The 26,567-nt window shown below is 73.0% G+C and carries 29 protein-coding genes; 16 read left to right on the plus strand and 13 right to left on the minus strand.

Translation table 11 applies throughout. From position 1 onward, the window contains the following. Positions 1–230: 230 nt before the first annotated feature. From GBN72_RS25375 to mshD, 8 genes are all read right to left on the minus strand, one after another. Positions 231–662 (minus strand): NUDIX hydrolase, encoded by a 432-nt coding sequence (locus tag GBN72_RS25375; protein WP_151774251.1) that lies wholly within the window; start codon positions 660–662, stop codon positions 231–233. Beyond that, positions 659–1,651: a CHAD domain-containing protein gene (locus GBN72_RS25380; protein WP_246212895.1), complete on the minus strand. Its 993-nt coding sequence runs from the start codon at positions 1,649–1,651 to the stop codon at positions 659–661. The genes GBN72_RS25375 and GBN72_RS25380 overlap by 4 nt, the downstream gene beginning before the upstream one ends. Beyond that, positions 1,632–3,932: an RNA degradosome polyphosphate kinase gene (locus tag GBN72_RS25385; protein ID WP_246212897.1), complete on the minus strand. Its 2,301-nt coding sequence runs from the start codon at positions 3,930–3,932 to the stop codon at positions 1,632–1,634. Before GBN72_RS25385 ends, GBN72_RS25380 begins: the two co-directional genes overlap by 20 nt. Before the next feature lie 250 nt (positions 3,933–4,182). Continuing rightward, positions 4,183–5,256: an ABC-2 membrane transporter-related protein gene (locus tag GBN72_RS25390; protein ID WP_151774253.1), complete on the minus strand. Its 1,074-nt coding sequence runs from the start codon at positions 5,254–5,256 to the stop codon at positions 4,183–4,185. Then, entirely contained in the window at positions 5,253–6,362 is a 1,110-nt protein-coding gene (locus tag GBN72_RS25395; RefSeq protein ID WP_151774254.1) for an ABC-2 membrane transporter-related protein, read from the minus strand. Before GBN72_RS25395 ends, GBN72_RS25390 begins: the two co-directional genes overlap by 4 nt. Next, positions 6,359–7,222 (minus strand): ABC transporter ATP-binding protein, encoded by an 864-nt coding sequence (locus GBN72_RS25400; RefSeq protein ID WP_151774255.1) that lies wholly within the window; start codon positions 7,220–7,222, stop codon positions 6,359–6,361. The genes GBN72_RS25395 and GBN72_RS25400 overlap by 4 nt, the downstream gene beginning before the upstream one ends. After that, positions 7,219–7,614: a GntR family transcriptional regulator gene (locus GBN72_RS25405; protein WP_151774256.1), complete on the minus strand. Its 396-nt coding sequence runs from the start codon at positions 7,612–7,614 to the stop codon at positions 7,219–7,221. Before GBN72_RS25405 ends, GBN72_RS25400 begins: the two co-directional genes overlap by 4 nt. A gap of 100 nt (positions 7,615–7,714) precedes the next feature. Further along, positions 7,715–8,650: a mycothiol synthase gene (gene mshD / locus GBN72_RS25410; protein WP_151774257.1), complete on the minus strand. Its 936-nt coding sequence runs from the start codon at positions 8,648–8,650 to the stop codon at positions 7,715–7,717. Positions 8,651–8,976: 326 nt separating this feature from the next. Here mshD and GBN72_RS25415 point away from each other — a divergent pair, with 326 nt between their 5' ends. Further along, on the plus strand, positions 8,977–10,755 hold the full coding sequence (locus tag GBN72_RS25415) for a bifunctional metallophosphatase/5'-nucleotidase (protein ID WP_151774258.1): 1,779 nt from the start codon (positions 8,977–8,979) through the stop codon (positions 10,753–10,755). 117 nt (positions 10,756–10,872) lie between these two features. On the opposite strand, the gene GBN72_RS25420 is transcribed toward GBN72_RS25415, so the two are convergent. The 3 genes from GBN72_RS25420 to GBN72_RS25430 are packed head-to-tail and all read right to left on the minus strand — an operon-like array spanning position 10,873 to position 13,400. Then, positions 10,873–12,243, minus strand: coding sequence for a hypothetical protein (locus tag GBN72_RS25420; RefSeq protein ID WP_151774259.1), 1,371 nt, complete (start codon positions 12,241–12,243; stop codon positions 10,873–10,875). A 10-nt stretch (positions 12,244–12,253) separates the two neighbouring features. Further along, the gene (locus tag GBN72_RS25425; RefSeq protein ID WP_151774260.1) at positions 12,254–12,508 is read right to left on the minus strand and encodes a MoaD/ThiS family protein; all 255 of its coding nucleotides are present in this window, start codon (positions 12,506–12,508) and stop codon (positions 12,254–12,256) included. Between the two features lie 43 nt (positions 12,509–12,551). Then, a complete protein-coding gene (locus tag GBN72_RS25430) occupies positions 12,552–13,400 on the minus strand; it encodes an alpha/beta hydrolase (RefSeq protein ID WP_151774261.1) in 849 nt (282 codons plus the stop codon). Positions 13,401–13,673: 273 nt separating this feature from the next. Between GBN72_RS25430 and GBN72_RS25435 the strand changes: the two genes are divergently transcribed. From GBN72_RS25435 to GBN72_RS25460, 7 genes are all read left to right on the plus strand, one after another. After that, the gene (locus GBN72_RS25435; protein WP_151774262.1) at positions 13,674–14,456 is read left to right on the plus strand and encodes a response regulator transcription factor; all 783 of its coding nucleotides are present in this window, start codon (positions 13,674–13,676) and stop codon (positions 14,454–14,456) included. Positions 14,457–14,576: 120 nt separating this feature from the next. Continuing rightward, positions 14,577–15,602, plus strand: a complete 1,026-nt coding sequence (locus GBN72_RS25440; RefSeq protein ID WP_151774263.1) for a LacI family DNA-binding transcriptional regulator — start codon at positions 14,577–14,579, stop codon at positions 15,600–15,602. A gap of 215 nt (positions 15,603–15,817) precedes the next feature. Next, positions 15,818–16,549 (plus strand): LmeA family phospholipid-binding protein, encoded by a 732-nt coding sequence (locus GBN72_RS25445; RefSeq protein WP_151774264.1) that lies wholly within the window; start codon positions 15,818–15,820, stop codon positions 16,547–16,549. A 235-nt stretch (positions 16,550–16,784) separates the two neighbouring features. After that, positions 16,785–16,865 carry a putative leader peptide gene (locus GBN72_RS36110; RefSeq protein WP_359277812.1) on the plus strand — a complete coding sequence of 27 codons (81 nt, stop codon included), beginning with the start codon at positions 16,785–16,787 and terminating at the stop codon, positions 16,863–16,865. Between the two features lie 169 nt (positions 16,866–17,034). Further along, on the plus strand, positions 17,035–17,874 hold the full coding sequence (locus tag GBN72_RS25450; RefSeq protein WP_151774265.1) for a sulfurtransferase: 840 nt from the start codon (positions 17,035–17,037) through the stop codon (positions 17,872–17,874). A 12-nt stretch (positions 17,875–17,886) separates the two neighbouring features. Next, entirely contained in the window at positions 17,887–18,174 is a 288-nt protein-coding gene (locus tag GBN72_RS25455; RefSeq protein ID WP_108951870.1) for a DUF1416 domain-containing protein, read from the plus strand. 101 nt (positions 18,175–18,275) lie between these two features. Next, positions 18,276–18,542: a DUF3099 domain-containing protein gene (locus tag GBN72_RS25460; RefSeq protein ID WP_151774266.1), complete on the plus strand. Its 267-nt coding sequence runs from the start codon at positions 18,276–18,278 to the stop codon at positions 18,540–18,542. A 30-nt stretch (positions 18,543–18,572) separates the two neighbouring features. Here the strand turns inward: GBN72_RS25460 and GBN72_RS25465 are convergent, their stop codons facing one another. Further along, the gene (locus GBN72_RS25465; RefSeq protein ID WP_151774267.1) at positions 18,573–18,935 is read right to left on the minus strand and encodes a DsrE family protein; all 363 of its coding nucleotides are present in this window, start codon (positions 18,933–18,935) and stop codon (positions 18,573–18,575) included. 113 nt (positions 18,936–19,048) lie between these two features. Here GBN72_RS25465 and GBN72_RS25470 point away from each other — a divergent pair, with 113 nt between their 5' ends. The 6 genes from GBN72_RS25470 (at position 19,049) to ygfZ (ending at position 23,947) form a co-directional block, all read left to right on the plus strand. Beyond that, entirely contained in the window at positions 19,049–19,870 is an 822-nt protein-coding gene (locus GBN72_RS25470) for a hypothetical protein (RefSeq protein WP_246212899.1), read from the plus strand. Further along, positions 19,867–20,661 carry a hypothetical protein gene (locus GBN72_RS25475; RefSeq protein ID WP_151774268.1) on the plus strand — a complete coding sequence of 265 codons (795 nt, stop codon included), beginning with the start codon at positions 19,867–19,869 and terminating at the stop codon, positions 20,659–20,661. The genes GBN72_RS25470 and GBN72_RS25475 overlap by 4 nt, the downstream gene beginning before the upstream one ends. Continuing rightward, on the plus strand, positions 20,658–21,644 hold the full coding sequence (locus tag GBN72_RS25480; RefSeq protein WP_151774269.1) for a hypothetical protein: 987 nt from the start codon (positions 20,658–20,660) through the stop codon (positions 21,642–21,644). The genes GBN72_RS25475 and GBN72_RS25480 overlap by 4 nt, the downstream gene beginning before the upstream one ends. A 244-nt stretch (positions 21,645–21,888) precedes the next feature. Next, positions 21,889–22,464 carry a heme-binding beta-barrel domain-containing protein gene (locus GBN72_RS25490; protein ID WP_151774270.1) on the plus strand — a complete coding sequence of 192 codons (576 nt, stop codon included), beginning with the start codon at positions 21,889–21,891 and terminating at the stop codon, positions 22,462–22,464. Between the two features lie 24 nt (positions 22,465–22,488). Continuing rightward, positions 22,489–22,971: a Fur family transcriptional regulator gene (locus GBN72_RS25495; RefSeq protein ID WP_151774271.1), complete on the plus strand. Its 483-nt coding sequence runs from the start codon at positions 22,489–22,491 to the stop codon at positions 22,969–22,971. A gap of 10 nt (positions 22,972–22,981) precedes the next feature. Next, complete coding sequence (ygfZ, locus tag GBN72_RS25500) at positions 22,982–23,947, plus strand: CAF17-like 4Fe-4S cluster assembly/insertion protein YgfZ (protein ID WP_151774272.1); 966 nt, start codon at positions 22,982–22,984, stop codon at positions 23,945–23,947. Positions 23,948–24,082: 135 nt separating this feature from the next. On the opposite strand, the gene dtd is transcribed toward ygfZ, so the two are convergent. Continuing rightward, on the minus strand, positions 24,083–24,508 hold the full coding sequence (dtd, locus tag GBN72_RS25505) for a D-aminoacyl-tRNA deacylase (RefSeq protein ID WP_151774273.1): 426 nt from the start codon (positions 24,506–24,508) through the stop codon (positions 24,083–24,085). A 268-nt stretch (positions 24,509–24,776) separates the two neighbouring features. On the opposite strand from dtd, the gene GBN72_RS25510 reads away from it, so the two are divergent. Further along, positions 24,777–25,352: an RsiG family protein gene (locus GBN72_RS25510; RefSeq protein ID WP_439959820.1), complete on the plus strand. Its 576-nt coding sequence runs from the start codon at positions 24,777–24,779 to the stop codon at positions 25,350–25,352. A 125-nt stretch (positions 25,353–25,477) separates the two neighbouring features. Beyond that, positions 25,478–26,410, plus strand: coding sequence for an asparaginase (locus tag GBN72_RS25515; RefSeq protein ID WP_246212935.1), 933 nt, complete (start codon positions 25,478–25,480; stop codon positions 26,408–26,410). The last annotated feature ends 157 nt before the right edge of the window (positions 26,411–26,567 follow it).

Consider the following 26,567-nt stretch of genomic DNA (forward strand, 5'->3'; position numbering starts at 1 on the left):
TCCCATCCACCACGCGCAAGCGGGCGGTGCCGTACGCACGTGACCTCACTGCGGCGTGCCCAAGTCCGGGCCAGGCGGACAGCACTGTTCATCCCCCTACCCGCCCCCTCCCGGGAGGGCTTACCTCCCGCGGAGCGAGCCGTCGCGTGCGTACGTGAGGCCTGCGCCCACCCTCCCCCCTGCTCGAGCGGCACGATTGCCCGCAGACGGGGGCGGGGTCAGAGGCGGGGTCAGAGGGGGAGGGAGAGGAAGGTGGTCAGGAGGGGGTGGTCGTGGGGGTGGGTGAGGTGCTGGTGGGCGGTGGGGGCGGGGTGCCAGTGGAGGGCGTCGACCTCGTGGGTGGGCGTGAAGGTGTCGGGGGAGGCCGTCTCGGCGGCCCAGTAGTCGACCCGCTTGGGGCGGTCGCCCACCGTGTAACGGACGGTGGGCAGGCGCGGCCCGAGCCGGACGTGGTGACCGGTCTCCTCGGCGACCTCGCGCACCGCCGCCTGCTCCGGCGTCTCGCCGGGATCCAGCTTCCCTTTGGGGAAGGACCAGTCGTCGTACTTCGGTCTGTGGACGAGACAGACCTCCAGGTCGCCGGAGGGGGCGCGGCGGTACAGGACGCAGCCGGCCGCCAGGATCGTTTCGTCGGAGTTGGAGTCGGAGTCGGTCGTCGTCATGGCACGGTCACCGTGTTCCGGGGGCGGGGGAGGGACTGCCAGGTGCGGTGGAAGGCATGGCGCGCGGCGAGGACCTCGTGGCGCTGGTGGGCGTGGAGGTTGCCCAGGGCGTAGGCCGTCGCGGGGGCGATCCGCGGCGTGCGGGCGGCCGCGGCGGCGACCGAGGCGGCCTCGGCGGCGTCCCGGTGCCGGTCGAGCGCCCGGGCCGCGGCGACCAGGCGCGGCGGGACCGGTCCGCCGAGTGCCTCCACCGCGTACCGGTGCAGCCGCAGGAGCAGCCGCACCTGGTGCCAGGCGGGATCCCCGTCCCCGTCCCCCGGGCGCCCCTGGCAGGGGCCGGCGTCGCCGTACGGGAGCGCGTCGCCGTACGGGCCGGGGTCGGGGTCGGTGGCGGGGTCGGCGTCGGGTCCGGGCCCGGCCGGCAGTGCGGCCACCGCGTCGGCCAGCCGCACCTCGGCCGTGCCGGCCTGCTCCCGCAGAACGGCGCAGGCGGCGGCGTCGCCCCGCAGCGGGACCTCGCCGCCCAGCAGGGCGACCGCGTCGGCCAGGGCGTGGAACCGTGCCGAGCCCAGTGCCTCCAGCACCGCCGAGTGGGCCCGGCCGCGGGCCAGGGTGAGGCGCCGCTCCAGCAGCGCTGCGGCCCTGGCCGCGCCGAGGTCGCCCGGCGGTTCCTGGAGCGCGGCCTGGAGGCGTCGCAGGGTGGCCGCGTGCAGCCGTTCCTGGGCCAGGGCGCCGGAGAACCAGGCCAGCTCACGCCGTAACCCGGCCGACCAGGCGGGATCGAACGCCGCGTGGAAGGTGTGCAGCGTCGCCCCGATCCGGCGCGCGGCCCTGCGCAGGGCGGGCGCGGAGTCCCCGCCCTGCGCGGGACCGCCGCCCGCGGACCCGGTCTGCGCGCGCAGGAAGTCGGTGGCCTGCGCGCGCAGGTAGGCCGTGAGCGCCGGGGCGGCGCCGGCGGGGTGCTGGACGTCAGGGTGTTGCTGGGCCACGCCGGCGCCTCCGGGCGTCGATGAGCATCTCCTGGACATGCGGCAGCGGGCGCCCGTCCGGGTCCGTGGAGTGCCGGGTCCACTCGCCGTCCGGGCCGAGGTGCCAGGACGAGGTGGAGTCGGACATGCCGGTCTCCAGGAACCGGTTGAGGGTGGCCCGGTGGGTCGGGTCGGTGACCCGGACCAGTGCCTCGATGCGGCGGTCGAGGTTGCGGTGCATCATGTCGGCGCTGCCGAACCACACCTCGGGCTCGCCGCCGTTGGCGAACGAGAAGATCCGCGAGTGTTCGAGGAACCGGCCGAGCACCGACCGGACCCGGATGTTCTCCGACAGCCCCGGGACGCCGGGCCGCACCGCGCAGATGCCGCGGACCCAGACGTCCACCGGCACCCCGGCCTGGGAGGCGCGGTAGCAGGCGTCGATGACCGCCTCGTCCACCATCGAGTTGACCTTGATCCGCACGTGGGCGGGCCGGCCGGCCCGGTGGTGGCGGATCTCCTTGCCGATCCGCTGGACCAGCCCGTCGCGCAGCGACTTGGGCGCGACCAGCAGTCGGCGGTAGGTCTCCCGGCGGGAGTAGCCGGAGAGCCGGTTGAAGAGGTCCGAGAGGTCCGCGCCGACCTGCGGGTCGGCGGTGAGCAGGCCGAGGTCCTCGTAGAGGCGGGCCGTCTTGGGGTGGTAGTTGCCGGTGCCGACGTGCGAGTAGCGGCGCAGGTTGTCGCCCTCCTGGCGGACCACCAGCGACAGCTTGCAGTGCGTCTTCAGCCCGACCAGGCCGTAGACGACGTGGCAGCCGGACTCCTCCAGCTTGCGCGCCCACTTGATGTTGGCCTGCTCGTCGAAGCGGGCCTTGATCTCCACCAGCACCAGGACCTGCTTGCCGGCCTCGGCCGCGTCTATGAGGGCGTCGACGATCGGCGAGTCGCCGGAGGTGCGGTAGAGGGTCTGCTTGATGGCCAGCACGTCGGGGTCGGCGGCGGCCTGCTCCAGGAAGGTCTGGACGGAGGTGGAGAAGGAGTCGTAGGGGTGGTGCAGCAGCACGTCCCGCTCGCGCAGCGCGGCGAAGATGTCGGGCGCGGAGGCGGACTCCACCTCGGCCAGGTCGCGGTGGGTGCCGGCGATGTACTTGCGGTACTTGAGGTCGGGGCGGTCCAGGCCGGCGATGCCGAACAGGCCGGTGAGGTCCAGCGGCCCGGGCAGCGGGTAGACCTCGGCCTCGGTGATCTTCAGCTCGCGGACCAGCAGGTCCAGGACGTGCCGGTCGATGGACTCCTCGACCTCCAGGCGCACCGGCGGGCCGAAGCGGCGCCGCATCAGCTCCTTCTCGAGGGCCTTGAGGAGGTTCTCGGCGTCGTCCTCCTCGACCTCCAGGTCCTCGTTGCGGGTCAGCCGGAAGGCGTGGTGCTGGAGCACCTCCATGCCTGGGAACAACTCCTCCAGGTGCGCGGCGATGACGTCCTCGATGGGGACGTAGCGCTCCGGGGAGGCCTCCAGGTAGCGGGAGAGGGACGGCGGCACCTTGACCCGGGCGAAGTGCCGGTGGCCGGAGACCGGGTTGCGGACGACGACGGCCAGGTTGAGCGAGAGGCCGGAGATGTAGGGGAAGGGGTGCGCGGGGTCCACGGCGAGCGGGGTGAGCACCGGGAAGATCTTGGAGCGGAACAGCGTGAAGAGCCGCGCCTGCTCCTTCTCGGTCAGCTCCCCCCAGCGCACGACGTGGATGCCCTCCTCGGCGAGGGCGGGGGCGACGTCCTCGTGGAAGCAGGCGGCGTGCCGGGCCATCAGCTCGCGGGAGCGGGCCCAGATCATCTCCAGCACCTCACGGGGCTGCAGCCCGGAGGCGGAACGCTGGGCGACGCCGGTCGCGATGCGGCGCTTCAGGCCGGCGACGCGGACCATGAAGAACTCGTCCAGGTTGCTGGCGAAGATCGCGAGGAAGTTGGCGCGCTCCAGCAACGGCGTGTTCGGGTCCTCGGCGAGTTCGAGGACACGCTCGTTGAACGCGAGCCAGCTGCGCTCCCGGTCCAGGAAGCGGCCCTCGGGGAGGGGGCCGTCGCCCTGGCGGACCTCCTGGTAGCCGTCGAAGTCCGGCCCGGTCTCGACCTGCTCCTCGGGCAGGTGCGGGCGCGGAGGTTCCTGCTCGTGCCCGACCGGTATCAGACCGACCGTGGCCGCCGTGGAGCCGTGGGCGGCGGGGTCATGGGCGCTGAGGTCCTGGGAACGGAGATCCTGGGAACGGAGATCCTTGGAACGGGGGTCCTGGGCACTGGGCTCGCTCATGTACCCATTGTTCCGCGTGGCGTCCTCGTATGGCATGTCGGATCGGGCGCGTGGAAGCACCCGGAGGTGAGCGTTCCGCCTGCTCACGCCGCCTGTGCGCGACGTCGCGGGCCCGGAGGGCGCGCCGTCGCCCCCCGAGGGGATGTCCTCGGGGGGCGGCGGCCCGGCATCGGAAGAGGGAGGTTTCACCACGTGGGAAGGGTCCCAAGCGAGCCTTAATGCCGGGTTACGGGCAGTTGGCTGCCAGGCGTCAGGCCGTACGGCGGCGAAGGACGCGGTATGACAGGAATACCGCGAGGGCGGCGACGGCGAGCCAGATGCCGGACTCCACGAGCTGGAGCGGCCAGTAATGGCTCTTGGGGTGGTAGCTCGCCCAGACGTCGCTGTAGCCGTCGGCCTTGAGGCAGGCGTAGAAGTCACCGGCGTCACCGGCCCGGCCGTCGTCGCCGAGGACGGCGTCCAGGCAGTCGTAGTCGTAGGCGACGTGCTCGCCGGACCCGGTCACCGCGCCGCTGTCCAGCGGCCACTCGCCGGCAAAGGCGTCCCACCTGGGCGACGGCTCGTCCGCGGCGTAGCCGAGGCGGGTCTCGGACGGCCAGAGCCGGTGACGGCCGAGCGCGAACGTGACGGTGCCCGCGGTCATCAGCAGCAGCCCGGTGCCGAGCGACGCCAGCGACCGTCGGAGCAGGAACCCGAGCAGGGCGCCGACGGCCACCGCGCACAGCGCGCGGGGCACTGCGACGACGCCCATCGCGGTGAAGAAGTCCTCGCTCCACCACTGCGGGGCCCCTCCGTACCAGACGACGTCGCGGACGTCGACGCCCGCCGCGGCGACGGGCCGGTACACCGCGAGCAGCAGGGCGATGCCCGCGCCGACGGCCACGGCGGGCACCGCCAGCTTGGCGGTGAGCCAGCGGGCGGGCGACACCGACTGGGTCCAGGCCAGTTCGGCGGTGCCGGTCTCCAGTTCCCTGGCGGTCAGCGAGGCCGACGCCCAGGCGCCGGCCAGGAACGGGGCGGCGACGATGGCGTAGAGCCCGAGGCGCAGCAGGGTGTCGTAGACCGACCAGACGTCCTCGAGCTCCTTGGGGCAGCGGAGGTAGGGCGCGTTCCCGGGTTCGCAGGAGGCGAGCAGGGCCTGGGTGTCGTCGCCCATCGTCGTCCAGGCCCAGAGCAGCAGTCCGGTGAAGAGGGCGACGTAGGCGACCCACAGCCACAGGGCCCAGCGGTGGAGGCGGAGCATGGTGCGGATCAGCCCGCCGGGGGCCTTCGCCGGTGCGGAGGCGGGGGCGGGGGTGCGCGGTGTCAGGGTGGCGGCGGTCATGCGGCACGCTCCCGGGGGGCCGTCCGGTGGCGGATGACGCGGTAGGAGACGAACACCGCGAGGGCGGCGACGACGAGCCAGATGCCGGACTCCATCAGCTGGAGCGGCCAGCGGTGGCTCTCGGGGTGGTAGGAGATCCAGACGTCGGTGAAGCCCCGGTCCTCGAGGCAGGCGTAGTACGCGTCGGAGTCGAAGGCCCCGCCGCCGTCCCCGTAGCCCGCTTCCATGCACCCGTACCCGGCCAGTTCGCCGGACTGCCCGGCCAGCTCGCCGGACTCCGTCACCGCCCCGGTGGACATCTGCCACTCGCCCGGGTCGGTGCTCGTGTAGGGGGAGCCGGCGGGGGTGTCCCTGCCGTAGCGGATCTCGGTAGGCCACAGGAACCGGCGGCCGAGCACGAAGGCGAAGATGCCACCGCCCACCAGCACCAGCCCGGTGCCCAGTGACGCCAGCGTCCGCTTCAGCAGCAGGCCGAGCAGGACGCCGACGGCCACCGCGCACAGGACCCGGGGCAGCACGACGACGCCCATGGCGGTGAAGAGGTCCTCGTTCCACCACGACGGCGTCCACTGCCGGATCTCGGTGAAGAGGGGGGCGCCCTCCAGGTGGGCGAGCCGGTACAGGCCGAGCAGCAGCGCGGTGCCCGCGGTGGCGACCACGGCCGGGAGGGCCAGCTTGGCGGTGAGCCAGCGGGCGGGGGTGACGGACTGGGTCCAGGCCAGTTCGGCGGTGCCGGTCTCCAGTTCCCGGGCCGTCAGCGAGGCGGCCGCCCAGGCGCCCACCAGCAGCGGGGCGAGGAGGATGGCGAAGAAGCCCAGGCGCATGAACTCCTGGTAGGTGGACAGGGCCTCGTACACGCCGTTCGCGCAGTAGGGCTGCGCCGGCCCTCCGAGGTCGCAGCCCGCGGCCACGGACTCCAGACCGTTCGCCGCCGGCCCCCACGCCCACAGCAGCAGGCCCGAGCCCACGGCGACGTAGGCGATCCACATCCACAGCGCCCAGCGGTGGAGCCGGAAGACGGTCCAGGTCAGCCCGCCCGGAGCCGTTGCCCGGGCCGCCGTGTCCTCGGCGTGCGGCGGGGCGGGCGAGGTCGTCGTCGTGGTCATGCGGCGGGCTCCCGGAGGTAGGAGAGGACCAGTTCCTCCAGCGTCGGGGTGGACGCCTCGTGGGCCTCGGGCAGCGGCCCCGCGGGGCGCACCAGCGCGGTGATCTGACGGCCCGTGGTGCGGGACTCGATCACGGTGTGGCCGTCCAGTGAGGCGTCGGCGGGGCCGGTGACCAGGGTGTGGGAGGCCAGGACGTCCTCCAGCTCGCCCTGGAGGCGGACCCGGCCGCGGCGGATCAGCAGGAGGTGGTCGCAGGAGCCCTCCAGTTCCGCGATGACGTGCGAGGACATGACCACCGTGGTGCCGTGTTCGGCGGCCTCGGCCATCAGCTCGCCCATCAGCTGGTGGCGGGCGAGCGGGTCGAGGTCGGCCATCGGCTCGTCCAGCAGCAGGAGTTCGGGCCGCTTGCCGAGCGCCAGGGCCAGGGCGACCCGGGTGCGCTGGCCGCCGGAGAGGCTGCGGACGGTGGCGGTCGGATCCAGGTCGCCCTGGGCGACGATGCGTTCGGCCGTCGCCTGGTCCCAGCGCGCCGGGTTGAGCGCGTGGCCCAGCCGCAGCGTGTCGATCACCGTGAGCTGGCCGTGCAGCGGCTTGTTCTGGGCGACGTGGGCGAGGCGCTCGCGCACGTCGCCGGGGCCCTGGCCGAGGACCCGGATCGTGCCCTCGGTGGGGCGGGCCAGGCCCGCCGCCAGGGAGAGCAGCGTGGACTTGCCGGCGCCGTTGGGGCCGACGACCGCGCAGACGCGGCCCGCGGGAAGGCTGAACGAGCAGTCCCGCAAGGCCCAGTTGACGCGGCGGCGGGGGAGCAGGCGGCTGTAGCGCCTGCCCAGGGTCTCCGCCTCGATGGCGATGTCGGTCATCGGTGGTCCCCCCCAAAGGGATAGAGGTCGTCCAGGACGGAGGTGAACAGCGCGGACACGTCGTCGCGTTCCAGGCCGGACTCCTTGGCCCGCTTCGTCCACGCGGCGAGGTCGTCCCGCAGCGGGGCCGAGTCGGCGGTGGCGGGGCCGAGGGAGCGCCGGACGAACGTGCCGAGGCCGCGCCGGGCCTCCACCAGGCCCTCGCGTTCCAGCTCGCGGTAGGCCTTGAGGACGGTGTTCGGATTGATGGCGGTGGCGGCCACGACCTCGCGGGCCGTGGGCAGCCGGTCACCTGGTTCCAGCAGGCCCAGTCTCAGGGCGTGCTTGGTCTGCTGGACGATCTGCAGATAGGTGGCGACGCCGCTGCGCCGGTCGATGCGGTACTCGACCACTCGACAACACCCTTTCACTAATTGAGTAGTGGAAGGGTGGTGCAAGAGAGGGGGCGGCGTCAAGTCGCCGCCCCCTCGGGCCTGTTGCCGCCTGCTGGCGTCAGAGTTCGGTGCGGTACATCAGGTCCGTCTCGTGGGTGGTGAAACCGAGGCGCTCGTAGACGGTGACGGCGGCCTTGTTGTCACCGTCGACGTAGAGCATCGCGGCCGGCAGCCCGCGCTCCGCGAGGTGGCGCAGGCCGGTGACGGTGAGCGCCTTGCCGAGGCCGCCGCCCTGGGCGCCGGGGCGCACGCCGACCACGTAGACCTCACCGATCCCACCGTCGCCTTCCTCGGCGTGCACCTTGGTCCAGTGGAAGCCGACCAGCTCGCCGTCCTTCTCCGCGAGGAAGAACCCTTCCGGGTCGAACCAGGACTCCGCCTCGCGGTCGTCCAGGTCCCGCTGGGTCAGCGAACCCTGCTCGGGGTGGTGGGCGAAGGCCTCGGCGTTGACGGCCAGCCAGGCGGCGTCGTCCTGACCGGGCACGAAGGTGCGGACGGTGACGCCCGGCGGGAGGACCGGCTCGGGCAGCTCGGGTGCGTCCGCGCCGGTCAGCGGCCGCCGCATCTGGCGGAGTTCACGGAAGAGGGTGAGGCCGAGGACCTGCGCCAGGTGGCGGGCGGAGGCGTGGCCGCCGTGTGCCCACACCCGCAGGCGCTTGCCGGTGGCCGCGAGCAGCGCACTGCCCAGCGCCCGGCCGTGGCCCCGGCCGCGGTGCGAGGGGTGTACCACCAGTTCGGCGGCGGGCGCCTCGACGAGCTCGGAGCCGTCCAGCTGGGCGTAACCGGCCAGTTCGCCGTCGCCCACGGTGAGCAGCAGGTGGGCGATGCCGGGGCGGGGCTCGCCGCTCCTCAGGTGCAGCCGGCCCTGCTCGGACACGGCGTGCTGGCCGTCCGCGTCCAGGGCGGCCGACAGCAGGGCGGTCACCTCGTCGACCTGCTCGGGGGTGAGGCGGTCCAGGGTGTCGATCTGGCGGGGACTCAGGGGGCTGGTCATGCTCCGAGCGTATGGCCTGCGCCCGGTGCGTCACAGGTCAGCGGTGGTCGTCCGGGTGGTCCTCGGCGGTCCTGGACGGTCCTCGGTGGTCCGGACGGTCCTGACGGTCCTGACGGTCCTGACGGTCCGGGTGGCCGGACGGTCCGGGCGGTCCGGCCGGTCCGCGGGAGGTCCGGTGTGGCGGCCGGGTGGCCGGGCGTGCGCCGTTCAGGCAGTCGCAACCAGGCTGTGACCCGCGTGGCCTGTCGCCGCTACGCGCGTTGACCCTAAGCTGCCGCTCAGCCACCCCACCCCACTGTGCACCTACTCACCAACGAGGGGGGACGATGCCGCGGATCACCCGGCAGCGACGTACCCACCGCATCCTGATCGCCGGCGCCGCGCTGACCACCGTCGGCGCGCTGACCGCCGCGCTGCCCGCCGAGGCCTCCGGTCAGGGACACGGCCCGAAGCCGCGCACGGTCGACGTGCAGCTGCTCTCCTTCAACGACCTGCACGGCAACCTGGAGCCCCCGACCGGCTCCAGCGCCCGCGTGACGGAGGTTCAGCCGGACGGCACCGTCAAGACCATCGAAGGCGTCGGCGGCGTCGAGTACCTGGCGGCCTCGCTGCGCACCGCGCGCAAGGGCGAGAAGTACAGCGTGACCGCCGCGGCCGGCGACCTGATCGGCGCCAGTCCGCTGCTCTCCGGTCTGTTCCACGACGAGCCGACCGTCGAGGCGCTCAACAAGCTCGACCTGGACGTCTCCGGGGTCGGCAACCACGAGTTCGACGAGGGTCTGGCCGAGCTGAAGCGCATGCGCGACGGCGGCTGCCACCCGACCGACGGCTGCTACACCGACAAGCCGTTCAAGGGCGCGGATTTCCCGTACCTGGGCGCCAACGTGACCCGCGAGGACACCGGCAGGCCCGCGCTGGCCCCGTACTGGGTCTGGAAGCATGGCTCGGTCAAGATCGGCTTCATCGGCGTCACGCTGGAGAACACCCCCGGCATCGTCACCGCCGAGGGCGTCAAGGGACTGGAGTTCCACGACGAGGTCGAGACGATCAACAAGTACGCGGACGAGCTGAACCGGCAGGGCGTCAAGTCCGTCGTCGCTCTGGTCCACGAGGGCGGCGTGCCCGCCAACGGCGCGTACAACCACCTGTGCGACGCGCAGGCCGGCGGCATCTCCGGCCCGATCGTCGACATCGCCAAGAAGGTCAGCCCCAAGGTCGACGCGCTGGTCACGGGCCACACCCACAACGCCTACGTCTGCGACATCCCCGACCCGGCGGGCAACTCCCGCATGGTGACCTCGGCGGCCTCCTTCGGCCGTCTGTACACGGACACCACGCTGACCTACGACCTGGCGACCGAGGACATCGTGCGCACCGCGGTGGACTCGGCCAACCACGTGGTCAGCCGCACCCAGGACCCCGCCGGCGACATCTCCACCCTGATCAAGCGGTGGAGGACGCTGTCGGAGCCGGTGGCCAACCGGCCCATCGGTTACATCAGCGGTGACATCACCAAGACCGGCACCGAGAGCCCGCTGGGCGACCTGATCGCGGACGCGCAGCTGCACCACGCGCGCGGCATCGACCCGGACACGGCGTTCGCGCTGATGAACCCGGGCGGCGTCCGCGCCGACCTGTCCTACGCCGCGAGCGGCGAGGAGGGCGACGGCGTCGTCACCTACGGCGAGGGCTTCACCGTCCAGCCGTTCAGCAACACGGTGAACCTGGCGGACCTCACCGGCGCCGACATCGTCGCCGCCCTGCAGCAGCAGGTCAGCGGCGGCAACGCGGCCTCGCCGAAGATCCTTCAGGTCTCCGAGGGGCTCACCTACACGCTGGACACGACGAAGTCCGGCGCCGACCGCGTGGTCGTCGACTCGATCCGGATCCAGGGGCAGCCGGTGGACCTCACGGCCACCTACCGGGTCGCGATGAACAACTTCCTCGCGGGCGGCGGGGACAACTTCCCGGCGCTGGCCAAGGGCACCGACCCGGTCGTCGGCAGTGACGACCTGACGGCGTTCGCGGACTATCTGACCGCGACGTCCTCGCCGTCCTCGCCGATCGCGCCGCCGGCGGCGGACCGCATCACGATCGTCGGGTGACGCCTCAGGCCCTCGGACCTGGGGGCCCGAGGGCCTGAGGGCTCGACGGGAAGGGCCGCCCCGTGCAGTGCACGGGGCGGCCCTTTCGTGTGCGGCGGCCCGGGGGGACCGCGGCGCTCAGCCCAGCAGCAGCGCCGCCGGCGCGGCCAGTGCGAGCGGGAGCGCGACGCCCGCCGTGAAGTGCACGAAGCGGGACGGGTAGTCGTAGGCGGCGACCCGGTGCCCGACCACGGCGCACAGGCCGGCCAGCGCGCCCAGCGGCGCCCCGCCGAGCCCGGAGCCGAGCACGGCGCCCGCGCCGGCGGCGACGGCGACCGCGAGGACCATGCCGGCCGGGGCCGACCTGGTGAAGGCGGCCCGGACCAGGATCGCGGCGGCCACCGCGACGCCGCCGACGGTCACCGCCTCGGGCTCGGCCGCGAGGTGACCGGTGGCCAGGATGGCGAGGGCGGCGGCGGCCAGGGCGGCGGTGAGGCCGTACAGCCGCTCGTCGGGTTCGGCGTGGCTGCGGAGCTGGAGCACCAGGGTGAGCAGCACCCAGACGCCCAGCGTGCCGATGACCGCACCGGCGCCGTGCTCCCGGCCGGCGACCAGCACGGCCGCGTCGGCGACCAGCGCGCCGAGGAAGCCGAGGGCGATGCCCTGGCGGGCGGGCCACATGCCGTTCAGGCGGAACCAGCCGGCCGCGGTCAGGCCCTGGAGCACGACCAGCGGCAGGAGCAGCGCCCACGTCCCTAGGGCCGCGCCGCCGGCCACCAGCAGCGAGAGCACTGCGGTGAGCGCGGCCGGCTGGATGCCGGGGTCGATGATCGGGGAGCGCCCCTCGGCGCGGGCGCGCTGGGCGTCCGTGACGCGGGTGTTGCCGCCGACCGTGGCGGGCCCGTACCCGGCGAGGTCCGGGCCGGCCTGAGCCCCGGCTCCCGCGCGGGCGTCGGTCCCGGCCCCGGCCGGTGCCCCGGTGCCGGTCTGCGGTGCGGTCTGCGGTCCGGTCCGCGGTGCGGCGGGGGCGGCCTGGGGTGCGGCCTCGGCGTGCGACACCGCGCCGGTGTGCGCCCCCGCGCCCGCATGGGTCCCGGCGACGGCCGTGCCCGGCATCGGCCCCGGCTGGGGGTGTGCGGGGAACCCGGCACCGGGCGCCGACCCCGCCGGTGACGGGTACGCCGGGTGTGCGCCTCCGGGCGCCTCTCCCTGGGACGGGTACGCCGGGTGGGCGGTCCCGGGAGCCTCCGCGTGTGACGGGTAGGCGTGGGGGGACGCCCCGGGAGCCTCCGGGACCGGCGGCAGGTAGGCGGTCCGGGCGGCCTCCGGCTCGATGGCCGGGGCCGGGGCCGGGGCGGCACCGAGGTGCGGCTGCATCTGGGAGTCCCAGGTGTTGCCCTGCCACTGCTGCGTGGTCTCGGACGGCGACGGGGCGTCGGGGTAACCGGCCCCCCGGCCCTGGTGGGGGTCCTGGTGCGGGCCCGGATACGGCTCGTACTGGTTGCTCATGCTGTGGGTGTCACCCTCCTGCGAACGGCGGGAGCACCTCGACCGTGCCGCCCGGGGCCAGCCGTACGGTGTCGTGCCCGCGGGTCCCCACGGGATCGCCGTCGATCAGGAACGAACAGCGCCGCAGTACCTGGGTGAGTTCCCCGGGGTGCCGCCCGCGCACCGCGTCCAGCGCCTCGGCGAGGGTGTCCGCGTCGAAGGACTCCTCGGCGACGCCGGCCGCGGCCTTGGCGGCGGCCCAGTAGCGCACCATGACCTGTGTCATACCGTTCCTCGGCTGAGTGAACTGATGTGTGAACACGGTCAGGCTAGCGGCCCCCACGGGCGGAGTCGGCCAGCCAGGCTCCGAGCCGCCGGGCCAGCTCCTCGTCCGTCGCGTTCTCCGCGTGACCCATGCCCTCCTCCTGCCAGAACTCGGCGTGACCCCCGGACGCCTCGACCAGCGACCGGGGGTGGTCGAGCGGGAAGTACGGGTCGCTGTCGCCGTGCACCACCAGCAGCGGGACGGGTGCGATCAGCGGGACCGACTCCACCGGCGAGGGCGGCACGGGGTCCCAGTCCCGGTGGTGGATCCGGGTGCGCAGGGCGAGCCGCCCCACCAGCCGCCCGGCCGGCCGCAGCACCACCCAGTGCAGCCGCCGCATCGCCGCGGTGCCCCGGTAGTACCAGCGGGCCGGGCCGCTGACGGTGGCCACCGCGGCCACCGCGGCGTCCGGCAGGGCCGCGTGCCGCACCACCACCGAGCCGCCCATGGAGAACCCGACCGTGGCGATCCTCCGGTGGCCGAGCTCACGCGCCCAGGCGACCGCGGCGGCCAGGTCCAGGACCTCCTTGTCGCCCACCGTCGAGTGACCGCCCGACGCGCCGTGCCCGCGGAACGAGAAAGTGATCACAGCTGCGAAATGTGAAAATGAACGCGCTATTCGCCGGACATGGGGGCGCTCGAGATCTCCGGTGAATCCGTGCGCGATCACAATCGCCGGGTGATCGGATTCGGCATCGGCCGGATCGTATACGGCCGTTCCCGGGTCGTACGCGGCGTCGATCGTCACTCCGTCGGACGTACGCAGAAAGGCTCTGAGGGGCCGCCGGTGCCTTGTCCCATCATTCGGGACGTCCACCCATTCAGCTGTTTGACCTGCCCTACCGGTGCTCATGTGGGCTATTCTGCTGGGTAGAGGACTCGGGCGACGCAGCCCCCGGGTCCTTTCGTGCATTAGAGCGAGCTGTATACGAGCCTGAAAGCGCAGGTGCACGGGACTTCTCCCCGCACGGAGCGGTGCGGCGGAGGCGGCCCCGGGCAACGGAGCCACGCCACACGCGCCGAGAGCAGTGCCGCAAACGTCCTCGCGGGGACCGAGGAGGAACCAAGACGTTATGGGCAAGCGAACCGTGCACCACCGGACCGTCCACCGTGCGGGGGAGACCGTATGAGCTCTCTGCTGCTCCTCACCAACGCCCTCCAGCCGTCGACCGAGGTGCTGCCGGCCCTCGGCCTGCTGCTCCACAACGTGCGCGTCGCCCCCGCCGAGGGCCCCGCCCTGGTCAACGTGCCCAGCGCCGACGTCATCCTGGTCGACGGACGCCGCGACCTCCCGCAGGTCCGCAGCCTGTGCCAGCTGCTGCGCTCCACCGGGCCCGGCTGCCCGCTGATCCTGATCGTCACCGAGGGCGGCCTGGCCGCCGTCACCGCCGACTGGGGCGTCGACGACGTCCTGCTCGACACGGCCGGCCCCGCCGAGGTGGAGGCCCGCCTGCGGCTGGCCGTCGGCCGCCAGCAGCTCACCGGCGACGACTCCCCGATGGAGATCCGCAACGGCGACCTCTCCGTCGACGAGGCCACCTACTCGGCCAAGCTCAAGGGGCGCGTCCTCGACCTCACCTTCAAGGAGTTCGAGCTCCTGAAGTACCTCGCCCAGCACCCCGGCCGGGTCTTCACCCGCGCCCAGCTGCTCCAGGAGGTCTGGGGCTACGACTACTTCGGCGGCACCCGCACGGTGGACGTCCACGTCCGGCGGCTGCGCGCCAAGCTCGGCCCGGAGCACGAGTCGCTGATCGGCACCGTCCGCAATGTGGGATACCGGTTCGTCACTCCTGAGAAGGGCGAACGTCCCGCCGAGGAGGCCCAGCGGACCGCCGCCCCCGGTTCCCGCGCCGGGGCGAAGCGGGTCGTAACGGAAGAGATCGCTCCGAAAATGGCCGCCGAGGCCTGATCGCACGGGTCGCGGGCCGTTCGCGGCCCGCTCCCGGACCGCACGCCGGGCCGGGACCGCGGTGACAGCAAAGCGTAGATGTCCTGCCCAGAGGTGTTTCCATACGCGTAGACTCCGCGCGTGGCCAAGGTGACTCGGGATGATGTGGCACGACTGGCGGGTACCTCGACCGCCGTCGTCAGCTACGTCATCAACAACGGACCGCGGCCGGTCGCCCCGGCCACCCGCGAACGTGTGCTGGCCGCCATCCAGCAGCTCGGCTACCGGCCCGACCGGGTCGCGCAGGCGATGGCCTCGCGGCGGACCGACCTGATAGGCCTGATCGTGCCGGACGCCCGGCAGCCGTTCTTCGGCGAGATGGCGCACGCGGTCGAGCAGGCCGCCTCCGAGCGCGGAAAGATGGTCCTGGTCGGCAACACGGACTACGTGGCCGAGCGGGAGGTGCACTACCTGCGTGCCTTCCTCGGCATGCGGGTCTCCGGCCTGATCCTGGTCAGCCACGCGCTCAACGACCAGGCCGCCGCCGAGATCGACGCCTGGGACGCCCGGGTGGTGCTGCTGCACGAGCGGCCCGAGGCCATCGACGACGTCGCCGTGGTGACCGACGACGTGGGCGGGGCCCACGCGGCCGTGCGGCACCTGCTGGAGCACGGCGCCCCGTACGTGGCCTGCATCGGCGGCACCGCCGAGACCCCGGCCGTCGGCGACCCGGTCTCCGACCACGTCGAGGGCTGGCGCCGGGCCATGGAGGAGGCAGGCCTGTCCATCGAGGGCCGCTGCTTCGAGGCCCCCTACAACCGCTACGACGCCTACCGGGTGGCGCTCGGGATCCTCTCCGGCCCCGACCGTCCGCCGGCGATCTTCTGCTCCACCGACGACCAGGCCGTGGGCGTGCTGCGCGCCGCCCGGGAACTGCGGATCGACGTGCCGGGGGAGCTGTCGGTGGCCGGCTTCGACGACATCAAGGAGGCGGCGCTCACCGACCCGCCGCTCACCACGATCGCCTCCGACCGGTCGGCCATGGCCCGTGCCGCGGTGGACCTGGTGCTCGACGACACCGTGCGGCTGCCGGGCAACGGGCAGGACCGGCTGCGGGTCGTCCCGTCCCATCTGGTCGTCCGGCGCTCCTGCGGCTGCGAGGGCTGAGGGCGCGCGCCCCGGTGCCGGGCGGGGGGCCGATGCGCGGGGGCGATGCCCGGCGGTCGATGCCCGAGGTCCGGTGTCCGCTGCCCGGGGCAGGTGTGCCGGATGCGCGGGAGGCTTGTCACAGCTGATCCACAACCTTGCCGGTACCGCCGCCGTCGGCGTTACCGTCGACCGACGAGCGCTCCGCCGACCCGCCCAGGTAGGGAGACCCGCAGTTGCGTGCCGTTCGAATACTTCTTGTCCTGGTGCTGGTCATCGGCGGCCTGCTGGTGGCCGTCGACCGGCTGGCCGTCACCCTCGCCGAGGGCCGGACGGAGGACGGGCTGAAGTCCTCCCAGGAGCTGGAGGCCACGCCGGAGGTCACCATCCACGGCTTCCCGTTCCTCACCCAGGTCGCCGGCGGTGAGCTGGACGACGTCGAGCTGGACATCCCGGAGTTCCCGGTGAGCGGGGCCGACGGCCGCGACATGGTGGTCGAGGACCTCGACGTCCGGCTCGGCGGCGTGCGTCTGGACGGCGGCATGTCCCCGGACCGTGCGGCGACGGTCGACGGCACCGGGCTGGTCCCCTACGACGAGTTGCTGAAGGCCGCGCGCGCCGAGCCGCAGGACGTCGCGCCCGGGATCTCCGCCGCCGTGGTGGGGCTGTCGCACGGTGGCGACGGGCGGATCAAGCTGAAGGTGCGGCCGTCCCTGCTGGGGCAGGAGCTGCCCACGGTGGACGTGCTCAGCCGGGTCGACGTCCAGGACGGCAGGCTGCGGGTCCGGGCGGACGCGCTGCCCGACCTCGGGGCCGACATCGCGGACCGGGCGGTGCGGTCCGTGACCGACTTCGACCAGGCCCTCGCGGAGCTCCCGGAGGGGCTGGAGCTGTCCGACGTCAGCCCGACGGGCGACGGCGTCCGCATCACGGTGACCGGCGAGGACGTCGACCTGTCCGGCTGGTAGCCGGCGGCGGGGCCGCGGCCGCCGCCCGTCGGCGGGGCGCACCGCACCGGCGGTCCGCAGCGCGAGACGGGATGTCCGCCATGGCGGACGGGGCGGCGGCCGGAGGCCCCCACGGAGGGCTCTCCGGCCGCCGTGGGCGGCCCGCGCCGACCCGATGTCCACATCACGGACTAATGCGTCTCATCATGCGACACGCCGGTGACACGCCCCGTGCCTCGTCCTTAGGATCTGAGGCATGAAGCGACAGGCGGATCTCACCAAACGGCGGGCAGTGGACCTGTGCCGTGTGGCCGCCATGCTCTGTCGCGCTTCCTGACGGGACCAGCCTCCCGTTCCCGCGGCCCGCTCGGCGGGCCCGCCCCGCGTGCATCCCGTCGCAGGCCGACGCGCCCACCGCTCACCGCGACGCATGTGCGCATATCCGGATTCACCAGCTTTTCAGCCTGACGGCCGAACCCCCGCAACTGCCCCGGAGGAGATGAAGCATGAGCCGCAGCGACGTCCTGGTCGACGCCGACTGGGTCCAGGAGCACCTGGACGACACGAACGTGGTGATCGTCGAGGTCGACGAGGACACCAGCGCGTACGACAAGAACCACATCCGCAACGCCATCAAGCTCGACTGGACCAAGGACCTCCAGGACCCGGTCCGCCGCGACTTCGTGGACCAGGAGGGCTTCGAGAAGCTGCTCTCCGCCAAGGGCATCGCCAACGACTCCCTCGTGGTCCTGTACGGCGGCAACAACAACTGGTTCGCCTCCTACGCGTACTGGTACTTCAAGCTCTACGGCCACGAGAGCGTGAAGCTGCTCGACGGCGGCCGCAAGAAGTGGGAGCTGGACGCCCGCGAGCTGGTCGAAGAGGTCCCCGAGCGCGTGGAGACCCAGTACAAGGCCAAGCCGCAGAACACCGCGATCCGCGCCTTCCGCGACGACGTCCTGGCCGCGATCGGCAAGCAGAACCTGGTCGACGTGCGCTCGCCCGACGAGTTCTCCGGCAAGCTGCTCGCCCCGGCCCACCTGCCGCAGGAGCAGTCCCAGCGCGCCGGCCACGTGCCGACCGCCGCGAACATCCCGTGGTCGAAGAACGCCAACGACGACGGCACCTTCAAGTCCGACGACGAGCTGAAGGAGCTGTACACCGAGGCCGATGTCGACCTGGCCAAGGACACCATCGCCTACTGCCGCATCGGCGAGCGCTCCGCGCTGACCTGGTTCGTGCTGCACGAGCTGCTGGGCGTGGAGAACGTGAAGAACTACGACGGTTCGTGGACCGAGTACGGCTCGCTGGTCGGCGTGCCGATCGAGCTCGGCCCCGGTAAGTGAGGACGGACGACCATGTGTGGAGCTAAGGCAGGCGGCCCCGACGCCGCCGTCCGCCCGGGTGAGACCACCATCCAGGGCCAGGTGCTGCACGAGGGCGAGCCGGTGACCGGCTACGTCCGGCTGCTGGACTCGACCGGTGAGTTCACCGCCGAGGTGCCCACCTCGGCCACCGGCCAGTTCCGCTTCTACGCCGCCGAGGGCACCTGGACCCTGCGGGCCCTGGTTCCCGGTGGGCTCACCGCGGACCGTACCGTCGTCGCCCAGCAGGGCGGTCTGGCGGAGGTCGCCATCGCCGTCTGACGGTGAGGTCCGGGAGCGGGCCGGCCGGCTCGAACGGGCCGGACGGTTCGGCCCCGACCGACGACTGTGGCGCCGTCGCGCGGCATGCCTACGCTGGAGGCATGTACGCGCGGCGGCGCCACGTCTATTTCGTCCTGATGGGCATCTGCCTGGGCCTGTTCGTCCTGGCCTGGAGCGTGGTGCGCCTGTGGTCGGTCCCGGCGGCGGTGGCCATGTGCGTGGTGGCCATGGTGATCCCGCCGGTCGCGGCGGTGGTCGCCAACCGGCGGGGCCCGGACGACCGCTGGTGGGACGACCCCAGCGGCGACGAGGAGTCCGACGCCTGGTGGGACGAACTCGACGGCCGCCGCAAACCCCCGCCGCGCTAGAGGGTGCCCGGCACCCCCTCGTTCAGGCGATCAGTAGACGAGGGCCTGGGTGTTCTCGCCCAGCGCCTCCTGCACGAACACCTGGGCGCCGGCGATGCGCACGCCCTCGAGCACGTCCGCCTCGGTGATCTCGCGCCGCGCGGCGCACTGCGTGCACAGGGTGACGCTGCCTCCGGCCAGCAGCGAGTCCAGCAGGTCCGGCAGCGGCGCGGCGTGCGGCAGTTCGAACTCCGCCGCCCTGCCCGGCAGCGCGAACCACGCCGACTCGCCGGTCAGCCAGAGCGAGACCTCCACGCCGCTGGCCACCGCCACCGCCGCCACCGTGAACGCCTGCGAGCAGCGCTCCGGGGCGTCGGCGCCCGCGGTCACCTTGATCACCAGTTTTTTGGCCATGGCTGGATCGTAACCAAACTCGCTTGCAACCCCGGGGCGGGTCGAAGAGTCTTCCCATTGGCATGGACGCGAAAACCTCCGTCGGTGCCCTGAGATCCTGCCAGGGAGAAGTCTTGTCAGACGACCTGCCGAAGGCACCCGAGGAGGCCCTCCCCGTCACGGGGACGGCGCCCGGGGAACCGGAGGCCACACACACCGGCGGCACCGTGCCCGCCCCGGTGCCCACCGAGGAGCCCGCGCCCGCCCCGCGCCGCAAGGGCCGCACCGCCGCCCTGATCGCGGCGGCGGTCGCCCTGGGCCTGATCGGCGGCGCCTGTACCGGTTACCTGATCCAGGCCGACCGCGAGCCCACGGCGCTGCCGTCGCTGTCCCAGCCCGAGCTGAGGCAGGCCGGGGGCGAGGGCCCGGACCCGCTCCCCGCCGCCCAGGACCGCAAGGTGAGGACCGACGGCGACCTGCGCGATCTGCTCCTGAAGACGCCCAAGGGCAAGAAGGAGATCGAGCGGGGGTGGATGTCGCTCGCCGAGTACTCCGCCACCAGTGAGGGCAAGGAGTCCTCCCTGCCGTTCGACCTGGGCGACGAGTTCCGCCGTGCCGCCACCGTGACCTGGAGGGAGAGCAGCACCCGCTACGTGGAGATCCGCCTCGTCCAGTACCGCCACGAGACGGTCCTGGGTGCCGTGAAGAACTCCGAGCGCCAGTCGATGGGCTCGGTCGCCGACGGCGCCGAGGAGTACGACATCCCGGGCACGGGCGACGGCGTGGTCCACGTTCTCGACGAGCCCGAGCGGGAGCCCGGCTACATGCCGCAGTACGAGACGCGGGCGTCCGCCTCCCGGGGCGACATCGCCCTGCAGATGTGGGTCACCGACGTCCGGCCGCTGAGCAAGGACACGATCATGAGACTGGCCACCCAGCAGATGGAGCGGCTGTGACCGGGGCGGACGTGACGGAGAGCGCGCAGACTCCCGCAGCCGGGAAGCCCGGCCGCGGTCGGCGCGTCGCGGCGATCACCGGTGCGGCGCTGCTCGCCGTCGCCGTGATCGGGGTGTCCGGCTTCACCGCGGTGACCGTGCGGAGCGCCGACCGGGATCCGGGCAAGCCCGTCTTCGAGCACCCCGAGCCGGCGGACAGGAAGCAGGAGACGTCCGAGGGCGAGGGGTTGCGGGCGATGCTGCTCGCCTACGGCGGTCAGGCCGGGCTGACGCCGGGCCCCGACATGGGCGAGTTCGGCTCCGACACCGAGCTGACCGGCAAGGAGGCCGCCGAGCTGGCCAAGGAGAGCTTCGCGGAGCTTCCCCGAACGCAGCGGAAGCAGCTCGAGCGGGAGGTCGACGAGCGGCACATCGAGGGCATCGCGATGCGCAGCTACACCACCGCCGACGGCTGGCACAAGTACGCGCTCGAGGTGGTGCTCACGCAGGTCGAGGGCGAGAAGAACGCCAAGGCCTCCGCCAAGGGCGAGCGTGAGGTGTACGAGACGCTGAAGGACCTCGGCGTCTTCAAGGCCGGTCCCAAGGTGCCCGGGCATGAGAAGAACGCCTGGTGCTACCTGCTCAAGGCGGATGGGGACGAGCAGAACGAGTCCATGTTCTGCGTCGGCCACCACGGCGAGGTGGAGGCCGGCCTCACGGCGGACGCCGACAAGCCGATCGACAAGAAGGACGTCGCCGGACTGTTCGGCAAGCAGCTCGACCGTATCGAGACCCCGGGGGAGGCGGTATGAGCGAGCAGACCGTCGATCAGTCCGCACAGCCCGAGCCGGCACCGGCCGCACAGCCCGAGCCGGCGTTGGCCGCCCAGCCCGAGCCGGCGTTGGCCGCCCAGCCCGAGCCGGCACCGGCCGGACAGGCCGAGCCGGAGATGCCTCGGCAGGCAGGTGCCCCCGCGGCCGAGGCGGAGGTGTGGGCCACGCCGGCGGCCGTCGAGGCCCCGGCGAAGCGCGGGGATCGACGGGTGCTGCGCGCGGCGCTGCGGTGGACCGCCGCCGTGGTGGTGTTCGCCGCCGTCGGCACCGGAACCGCGTTCGGCATCGCCTCCATGGAGCGCACCGACGTGCCGGGCCTGGCCACCGTGACGGACGGCCGCTGGGACTACCCGGAGCTGGTGAGGCCGCCGCTGCCCGAGGGCAGCCCCGCCCCGTTCGGCGACGACAACCCGGCCCGCGCGCACCACGCCGACCTGCGCGAACTCCTGCTGCCCGCGCCCAAGGGCGCCGAGGCCGACAAGGAGCTCGCCGGGGACAAGAACGGCTGGCTGAAGAGGAAGACGTTCCTCGCCGAGTTCGGCAAGGACGACCGGGAGGAGATCGGGCAGCTCCTCACCGACAACGGGCTGCGGCACATCGCCGCCCGGGGCTGGACCATGCCGGACGGCACCCGGACGAAGATCTTCCTGCTCCACTTCAACACCGCCGAGCAGGTGGACACCGGCCTGCGGCCCTCGATGGCCCCCTACGGGGCGCCGGGCTACTACCTGAACGGCACCGAGAAGTGGGTCGCCGACAAGAAGTTCCCGTCCAAGGCGCACACGAAGGACATCACGTCCATCGAGTACGTCGAGGAGAAGCCCTACGGTGACGAGCAGAGCCGCCAGGCGTACCTGATCGCCGGTGACACCCTCGCCGTGATCACCCAGACGCGGAAGGGAACGGCCCCGGCCGTCCCCTTCCAGCAGACGGTCGCGCTGCAGGGCCAGCTGCTGGGCTGAGGCCGACCTCGCAGGAAGAGCCGGACCCCGGCGGCGTAAGCTGGGGTCCGGCTCTTGTGTACACCGCTATACCGCGCTCATCTGAGGAGCACCCGTGGAGATCTTCTTTTCGGCCCTGCTGGTCCTTGTCTGCCTCGGCGTTCTCGCCTTCGCCGGCCTCACCGTGAAGAAGCTGTACCAGGGCCAGCGCTGACGTCCGCGCCCTGACCAGTCCGATTACGCCCCTCGCGACGAAGAGCAACTCATGATCGAGATCCCGTCCGACCTCCATCCGGACCTCGTCCCGCTCGCCTTCCTGCTCGGCAACTGGGCCGGCGCCGGCGTGCACGACTTCCCCGGCTCCGAGAAGTGCAACTTCGGCCAGGAGGTTACCTTCAGCCACGACGGCCGGGACTTCCTGGAGTACCACTCCCACACCTGGGTGCTGGACAACGACGGGAACAAGGTCCGGCCGCTGGAGACCGAGTCCGGTTTCTGGCGGATCGACAAGGACCGCAACGTCGAGATCGTGATGACCCGCGACGACGGCGTGGTCGAGGTCTGGTACGGGCAGATGGCCGACAAGAAGCCGCAGATCGACGTCGTGACCGACGCGGTCGCGCGGACCGGGGCCTCCGGGCCGTACAGCGGCGGCAAGCGGCTGTACGGCTACGTGAAGAGCGACCTGATGTGGGTCGGCGAGAAGCAGACCCCCGAGGTGGAGCTTCGCCCCTACATGTCCGCCCACCTGAAGAAGGTCGTCACGCCGGAGGAGGTCGAGCGCTGGGCCAAGGCCCTGCCCGACGATATGCCGGACGACGGAATCGCCTTCTTCAAGTAGGCCCGGCCGACCTAGACTTTCGGTGTGGTGAGCACCGACTGGAAGACTGACCTGCGGCAGCGCGGTTACCGCCTGACGCCGCAGCGGCAACTTGTGCTCGAAGCGGTCGAGACACTGGAGCACGCGACCCCTGACGACATCCTCGGCGAAGTGCGGAGGACGGCGTCGGGGGTCAACATTTCCACCGTCTACCGGACGCTGGAGCTCCTGGAGGAGCTGGGCCTGGTCAGCCACGCCCATCTGGGGCACGGCGCGCCGACCTATCACCTGGCCGACCGGCACCATCATCTGCATCTGGTCTGCCGGGACTGCGGCGAGGTCATCGAGGCGGACGTGGCGGTGGCGGCCGAGTTCACCGCCAAGCTCCGGGCGGACTTCGGCTTCGAGACCGACATGAAGCACTTCGCGATCTTCGGGCGGTGCGAGAGGTGCGGGCAGGAAGCCCCCTCCTCCGCGGGCGGCCCCGCCGCCTCCGCCCCCGGCGATCCGGGTGCCCGAGACACGTAGGGTGATCCGTATGAAGAGTCCCTTGCTGTTGCTGCCCGGCGCGGTCCCCGCCGAGGGCGTGGACGAAGGCGTGGCCGCGCACTACGGCGACCTGTTCCGCGAGCAGCGGGCGCTGGCCGACGGCAGCGGTTTCGTGGACCTCTCGCACCGCGGCGTGGTCACCGTCACCGGCGCGGACCGGCTGGCCTGGCTGCACCTGCTGCTCACCCAGCACGTGGAGAATCTGCCCCCGCACCGGGCGACGGAGGCGCTGATCCTCTCCCCGCACGGGCACATCGAGCACGCGCTGTACCTGGTCGACGACGGCGCCACCACCTGGGCGCACGTGGAGCCGGGCACGCAGGAGGCGCTGATCGCCTACCTGGAGTCGATGAAGTTCTTCTACCGGGTCGAGGTCGCCGACCGCACCGGGGACGTCGCGGTGGTGCACCTGCCCGCCGGGTCGATCGCGGCCACCCCGGAGGACGCCGTCGTCCGGGAGACCCCGCACGGGCGGGACCTGTTCCTGCCCCGCGAGCGGCTGGAGGAGTTCGCCGAGGGCCACGGCCCGGCGGCGGGCATCCTGGCGCTGGAGGCGCTGCGGGTGGAGCAGCACCGGCCCCGCCTCGGCTTCGAGACCGACCACCGGACCATCCCGCACGAGCTGGGCTGGCTGGAGACCGCGGTGCACCTGCAGAAGGGGTGCTACCGGGGCCAGGAGACGGTGGCCCGCGTCCACAACCTGGGGAAGCCGCCGCGGCGGCTGGTCTTCCTGCACCTCGACGGCAGCGAGGTGCACCTGCCGCCGCCGGGGACGGAGATCCGCGACGCGGACGACGGGCCGGAGGGGCGCAAGCTGGGATTCGTCACGACCTCGGTGCGCCACCACGAGCTGGGGCCGGTGGCGCTGGCCCTGGTGAAGCGCAACGTCCCCGTGGACGCCAGGCTGATGGCGGGAGGGACGGCGGCCGCGCAGGAGGTCGTGGTCCAGCCGTAGCGGCACCCCCGCGGTCCCGGGGCGCCCCGCGCCGGGAGGCTTCGGGGGCACCCCGCGCCGGGAGGCTTCGCGCCTGGAGGCCTTGGGCCCGGGGCCGGTCTCCCGCCCGGGGCCGGCCGCTCCGCGCCCGGGGCCTCACATCTCCAGCAGGACCGTGAAGGGGCCGTCGTTGGTGAGGGAGACCCTCATCTCCGCGCCGAAGCGGCCGGTGGCCACCGTCGCGCCGAGGGCGCGCAGCTGGGCGACGACCTCGTCGACCAGCGGCTCGGCCACCGGGCCGGGCGCCGCCGCGTTCCAGGTGGGCCGGCGCCCCTTGCGGGCGTCCCCGTAAAGGGTGAACTGGCTGATCACCAGAAGCGGCGCGTCCACGTCGCTGCAGGACTTCTCCTCGTGCAGGATCCGCAGCGACCAGAGCTTGCGGGCCAGCTGGGCCGCCTTCTCCGCGGTGTCGTCGTGGGTCACCCCGACGAGGACGCACAGCCCCTCACCAGTGATCTTCCCGACCGTCTCGCCCTCGACGACGACGCTCGCGCCGTCCACCCGCTGTACCACCGCTCGCATACGCCCCATCATGCCGTGCCGCCGAACGGTGGTCGCGCCCGCCCCCGCGGGGTTCAAGCACCCCCCATCAGGGGACGATCATGGACACTCGCGCACATTGCGGCCACTTGGGGTGGCACGATGCAAGTCCACACGCCGGTCGAGGGCGACCAAGGAGATGCTGGAGCAGATGAGGACACCGGGAACGCACATCGGCGGGCGGGCGACCGAGCGGGACGGGCGGGCGGTGGCCGGCCGCGCCTTCGCGCAGCGGACGCCGTCCCACGACATGGCGGCCACGACTCCGGGTGCCGCGGCTCCGGAGGCCCCGGCGGACCGGGGCCCGGCGGGCGGGGCCCCGGCGGACGGGCGCCCGGCGGCCGGGCTGCCGATGGCCGAGGTCCGCGCGCTGCGCCGCCGGGCCCAGCGGGAGGAGGCCGACCTCAGCTATCTCCGGCGGCTGCTCCAGGGCCGGATCGACATCCTCCGGGCCGAGCTGGGCCACCGGGGACCGGCCGGGCAGCCCCCGGTGAGGGAGCTGGGGCCGGTCATGGAGCGGCTGCCGGAGATCCTCCGGGACGCCCCGGCGCGCCACCCGTCCTCGGCCCGTCACGTCACCCTCTCCGCGCCGCGGGGCGAGGAGTACCGGAGGCTGGCCGCCGGCATGCTGGACGAGGTGGGGCTCTCCGACCTGGCCGCCCGGACGGACGTGGAGCTGAGGGTGGCGCTGGCCCGGCTGGTGCGGCACGAGCGCGAGGTGTCGCTGCGGCGCCAGGACCTCCAGCGCACCGCCGACGTGTGCGGCGCGGAGCTGGCACGCAGGTACCGTGAAGGAGAAGCGCAGGTGGACGACCTGCTTCTCTGAGTTCTCCCGAAAGGCCCCGCACCGTGTCCGAGCCGACCTCCGAGCCGACCCGCGTCCTCGCCGCAGACCGCCCCTCGGGAGCGGCCGCCCCCACCCCGTCCGGAGCGGCGGGCGCCGCCGAGCCGGTGCCGCTGGCCGAGGTGGTGCGGTCGGGGTTCGTGGAGGGGCGGCACCGGGGGCACCTGGTGCTGCTGGCCCCGGACGGCTCGGTGGAGTTCTCGCTGGGCGACCCGGGCGCGGCCGTCTTCCCCCGGTCGTCCAACAAGCCGATGCAGGCCGCCGCGATCCTGCGCGCCGGGCTGCCGCTGAAGGGCGAGCGGCTGGCGCTGGCGGCGGCCAGCCACTCCGGAGAAACGTTTCACCGTGCTCTGGTGCGCGAGATGCTCGCCGAGTTCCGGCTCACCGAGGACCAGCTCCAGTGCCCGGCCGACCTGCCGCTGGACCCGGTCGAGGCGGAGGCCTACCTGGCCGCCGGCGGTGTCCGGGAGCGGGTCACCATGAACTGCTCGGGCAAGCACACCGCGATGCTTGCCGTCTCCGCGCTCAACGACTGGCCGCTGGACAGCTACCTGGACCCCGAGCACCCGCTGCAGCGGCTCGCCCACACCGTGATCGAGGAGGCGACGGGCGAGCCGGTGACGGCGGTGGGCACCGACGGGTGCGGTGCGCCGCTGATGGCGGTCACGCTCACCGGCCTGGCCCGGGCATTCCGCTCCTTCGTGCTGGCGGAGCCCGGCAGTGCGGAGCGCCGGGTGGCGGACGCGATGCGGGCGCACCCGGAGTACGTGGCCGGAACCCGTCGTCCGGACACGTGGCTGATGCGCGAGGTGCCGGGGGCCTTGTCGAAGATGGGCGCCGAGGCGGTCCAGGCGGTCGCGCTGCCGGACGGGCGGGCGCTGGCGTTCAAGGTGGAGGACGGCGCGACGCGTGCCCTCGGCCCGGTCCTCGAGCGGGTGCTCCGCATGGCGGGGGTGGACGCCCCCGTGCTGGAGCGCGTCGGCCACGCTCCGCTGCTGGGCGGCGGCCGGGAGGTCGGCGCGATCCGCGCGGCCTTCTGAGGCGCGCGGGCCTTCCGGAGTGCGCGGGACCCGCGAGACCCGCGGGGGTGCCGGCGGAGATGCCGGCGGGGTTGTGCTGGTCCTGGAGCCGCAGGGGCCCCGCCCGGAACGGGCGGGCGCCCTGCCGTGAACTCTCCTGGGCGGTCTCCTTCCGGCC

It is taken from the genome of Streptomyces abyssomicinicus, assembly GCF_008974245.1.
GTDB lineage: Bacteria > Actinomycetota > Actinomycetes > Streptomycetales > Streptomycetaceae > Streptomyces > Streptomyces abyssomicinicus.

What these genes read in the sequence shown, in the direction of transcription:
- GBN72_RS25390 (WP_151774253.1), bottom strand. Translation starts at nt 5,256, where the DNA reads ATGACCGCCGCCACCCTGACACCGCGCACCCCCGCCCCCGCCTCCGCA.
- GBN72_RS25465 (WP_151774267.1), bottom strand. Translation starts at nt 18,935, where the DNA reads ATGGCCAAAAAACTGGTGATCAAGGTGACCGCGGGCGCCGACGCCCCG.
- GBN72_RS25415 (WP_151774258.1), top strand. Translation starts at nt 8,977, where the DNA reads ATGCCGCGGATCACCCGGCAGCGACGTACCCACCGCATCCTGATCGCC.
- GBN72_RS25395 (WP_151774254.1), bottom strand. Translation starts at nt 6,362, where the DNA reads ATGACCACGACGACGACCTCGCCCGCCCCGCCGCACGCCGAGGACACG.
- dtd (WP_151774273.1), bottom strand. Translation starts at nt 24,508, where the DNA reads ATGCGAGCGGTGGTACAGCGGGTGGACGGCGCGAGCGTCGTCGTCGAG.
- GBN72_RS25425 (WP_151774260.1), bottom strand. Translation starts at nt 12,508, where the DNA reads ATGACACAGGTCATGGTGCGCTACTGGGCCGCCGCCAAGGCCGCGGCC.
- GBN72_RS25490 (WP_151774270.1), top strand. Translation starts at nt 21,889, where the DNA reads ATGATCGAGATCCCGTCCGACCTCCATCCGGACCTCGTCCCGCTCGCC.
- GBN72_RS25460 (WP_151774266.1), top strand. Translation starts at nt 18,276, where the DNA reads ATGTACGCGCGGCGGCGCCACGTCTATTTCGTCCTGATGGGCATCTGC.
- GBN72_RS25510 (WP_439959820.1), top strand. Translation starts at nt 24,777, where the DNA reads ATGGCGGCCACGACTCCGGGTGCCGCGGCTCCGGAGGCCCCGGCGGAC.
- GBN72_RS25385 (WP_246212897.1), bottom strand. Translation starts at nt 3,932, where the DNA reads ATGAGCGAGCCCAGTGCCCAGGACCCCCGTTCCAAGGATCTCCGTTCC.
- GBN72_RS25450 (WP_151774265.1), top strand. Translation starts at nt 17,035, where the DNA reads ATGAGCCGCAGCGACGTCCTGGTCGACGCCGACTGGGTCCAGGAGCAC.
- mshD (WP_151774257.1), bottom strand. Translation starts at nt 8,650, where the DNA reads ATGACCAGCCCCCTGAGTCCCCGCCAGATCGACACCCTGGACCGCCTC.
- GBN72_RS36110 (WP_359277812.1), top strand. Translation starts at nt 16,785, where the DNA reads ATGAAGCGACAGGCGGATCTCACCAAACGGCGGGCAGTGGACCTGTGC.
- GBN72_RS25455 (WP_108951870.1), top strand. Translation starts at nt 17,887, where the DNA reads ATGTGTGGAGCTAAGGCAGGCGGCCCCGACGCCGCCGTCCGCCCGGGT.
- ygfZ (WP_151774272.1), top strand. Translation starts at nt 22,982, where the DNA reads ATGAAGAGTCCCTTGCTGTTGCTGCCCGGCGCGGTCCCCGCCGAGGGC.
- GBN72_RS25430 (WP_151774261.1), bottom strand. Translation starts at nt 13,400, where the DNA reads ATGAGCACCGGTAGGGCAGGTCAAACAGCTGAATGGGTGGACGTCCCG.
- GBN72_RS25375 (WP_151774251.1), bottom strand. Translation starts at nt 662, where the DNA reads ATGACGACGACCGACTCCGACTCCAACTCCGACGAAACGATCCTGGCG.
- GBN72_RS25420 (WP_151774259.1), bottom strand. Translation starts at nt 12,243, where the DNA reads ATGAGCAACCAGTACGAGCCGTATCCGGGCCCGCACCAGGACCCCCAC.
- GBN72_RS25480 (WP_151774269.1), top strand. Translation starts at nt 20,658, where the DNA reads ATGAGCGAGCAGACCGTCGATCAGTCCGCACAGCCCGAGCCGGCACCG.
- GBN72_RS25400 (WP_151774255.1), bottom strand. Translation starts at nt 7,222, where the DNA reads ATGACCGACATCGCCATCGAGGCGGAGACCCTGGGCAGGCGCTACAGC.
- GBN72_RS25435 (WP_151774262.1), top strand. Translation starts at nt 13,674, where the DNA reads ATGAGCTCTCTGCTGCTCCTCACCAACGCCCTCCAGCCGTCGACCGAG.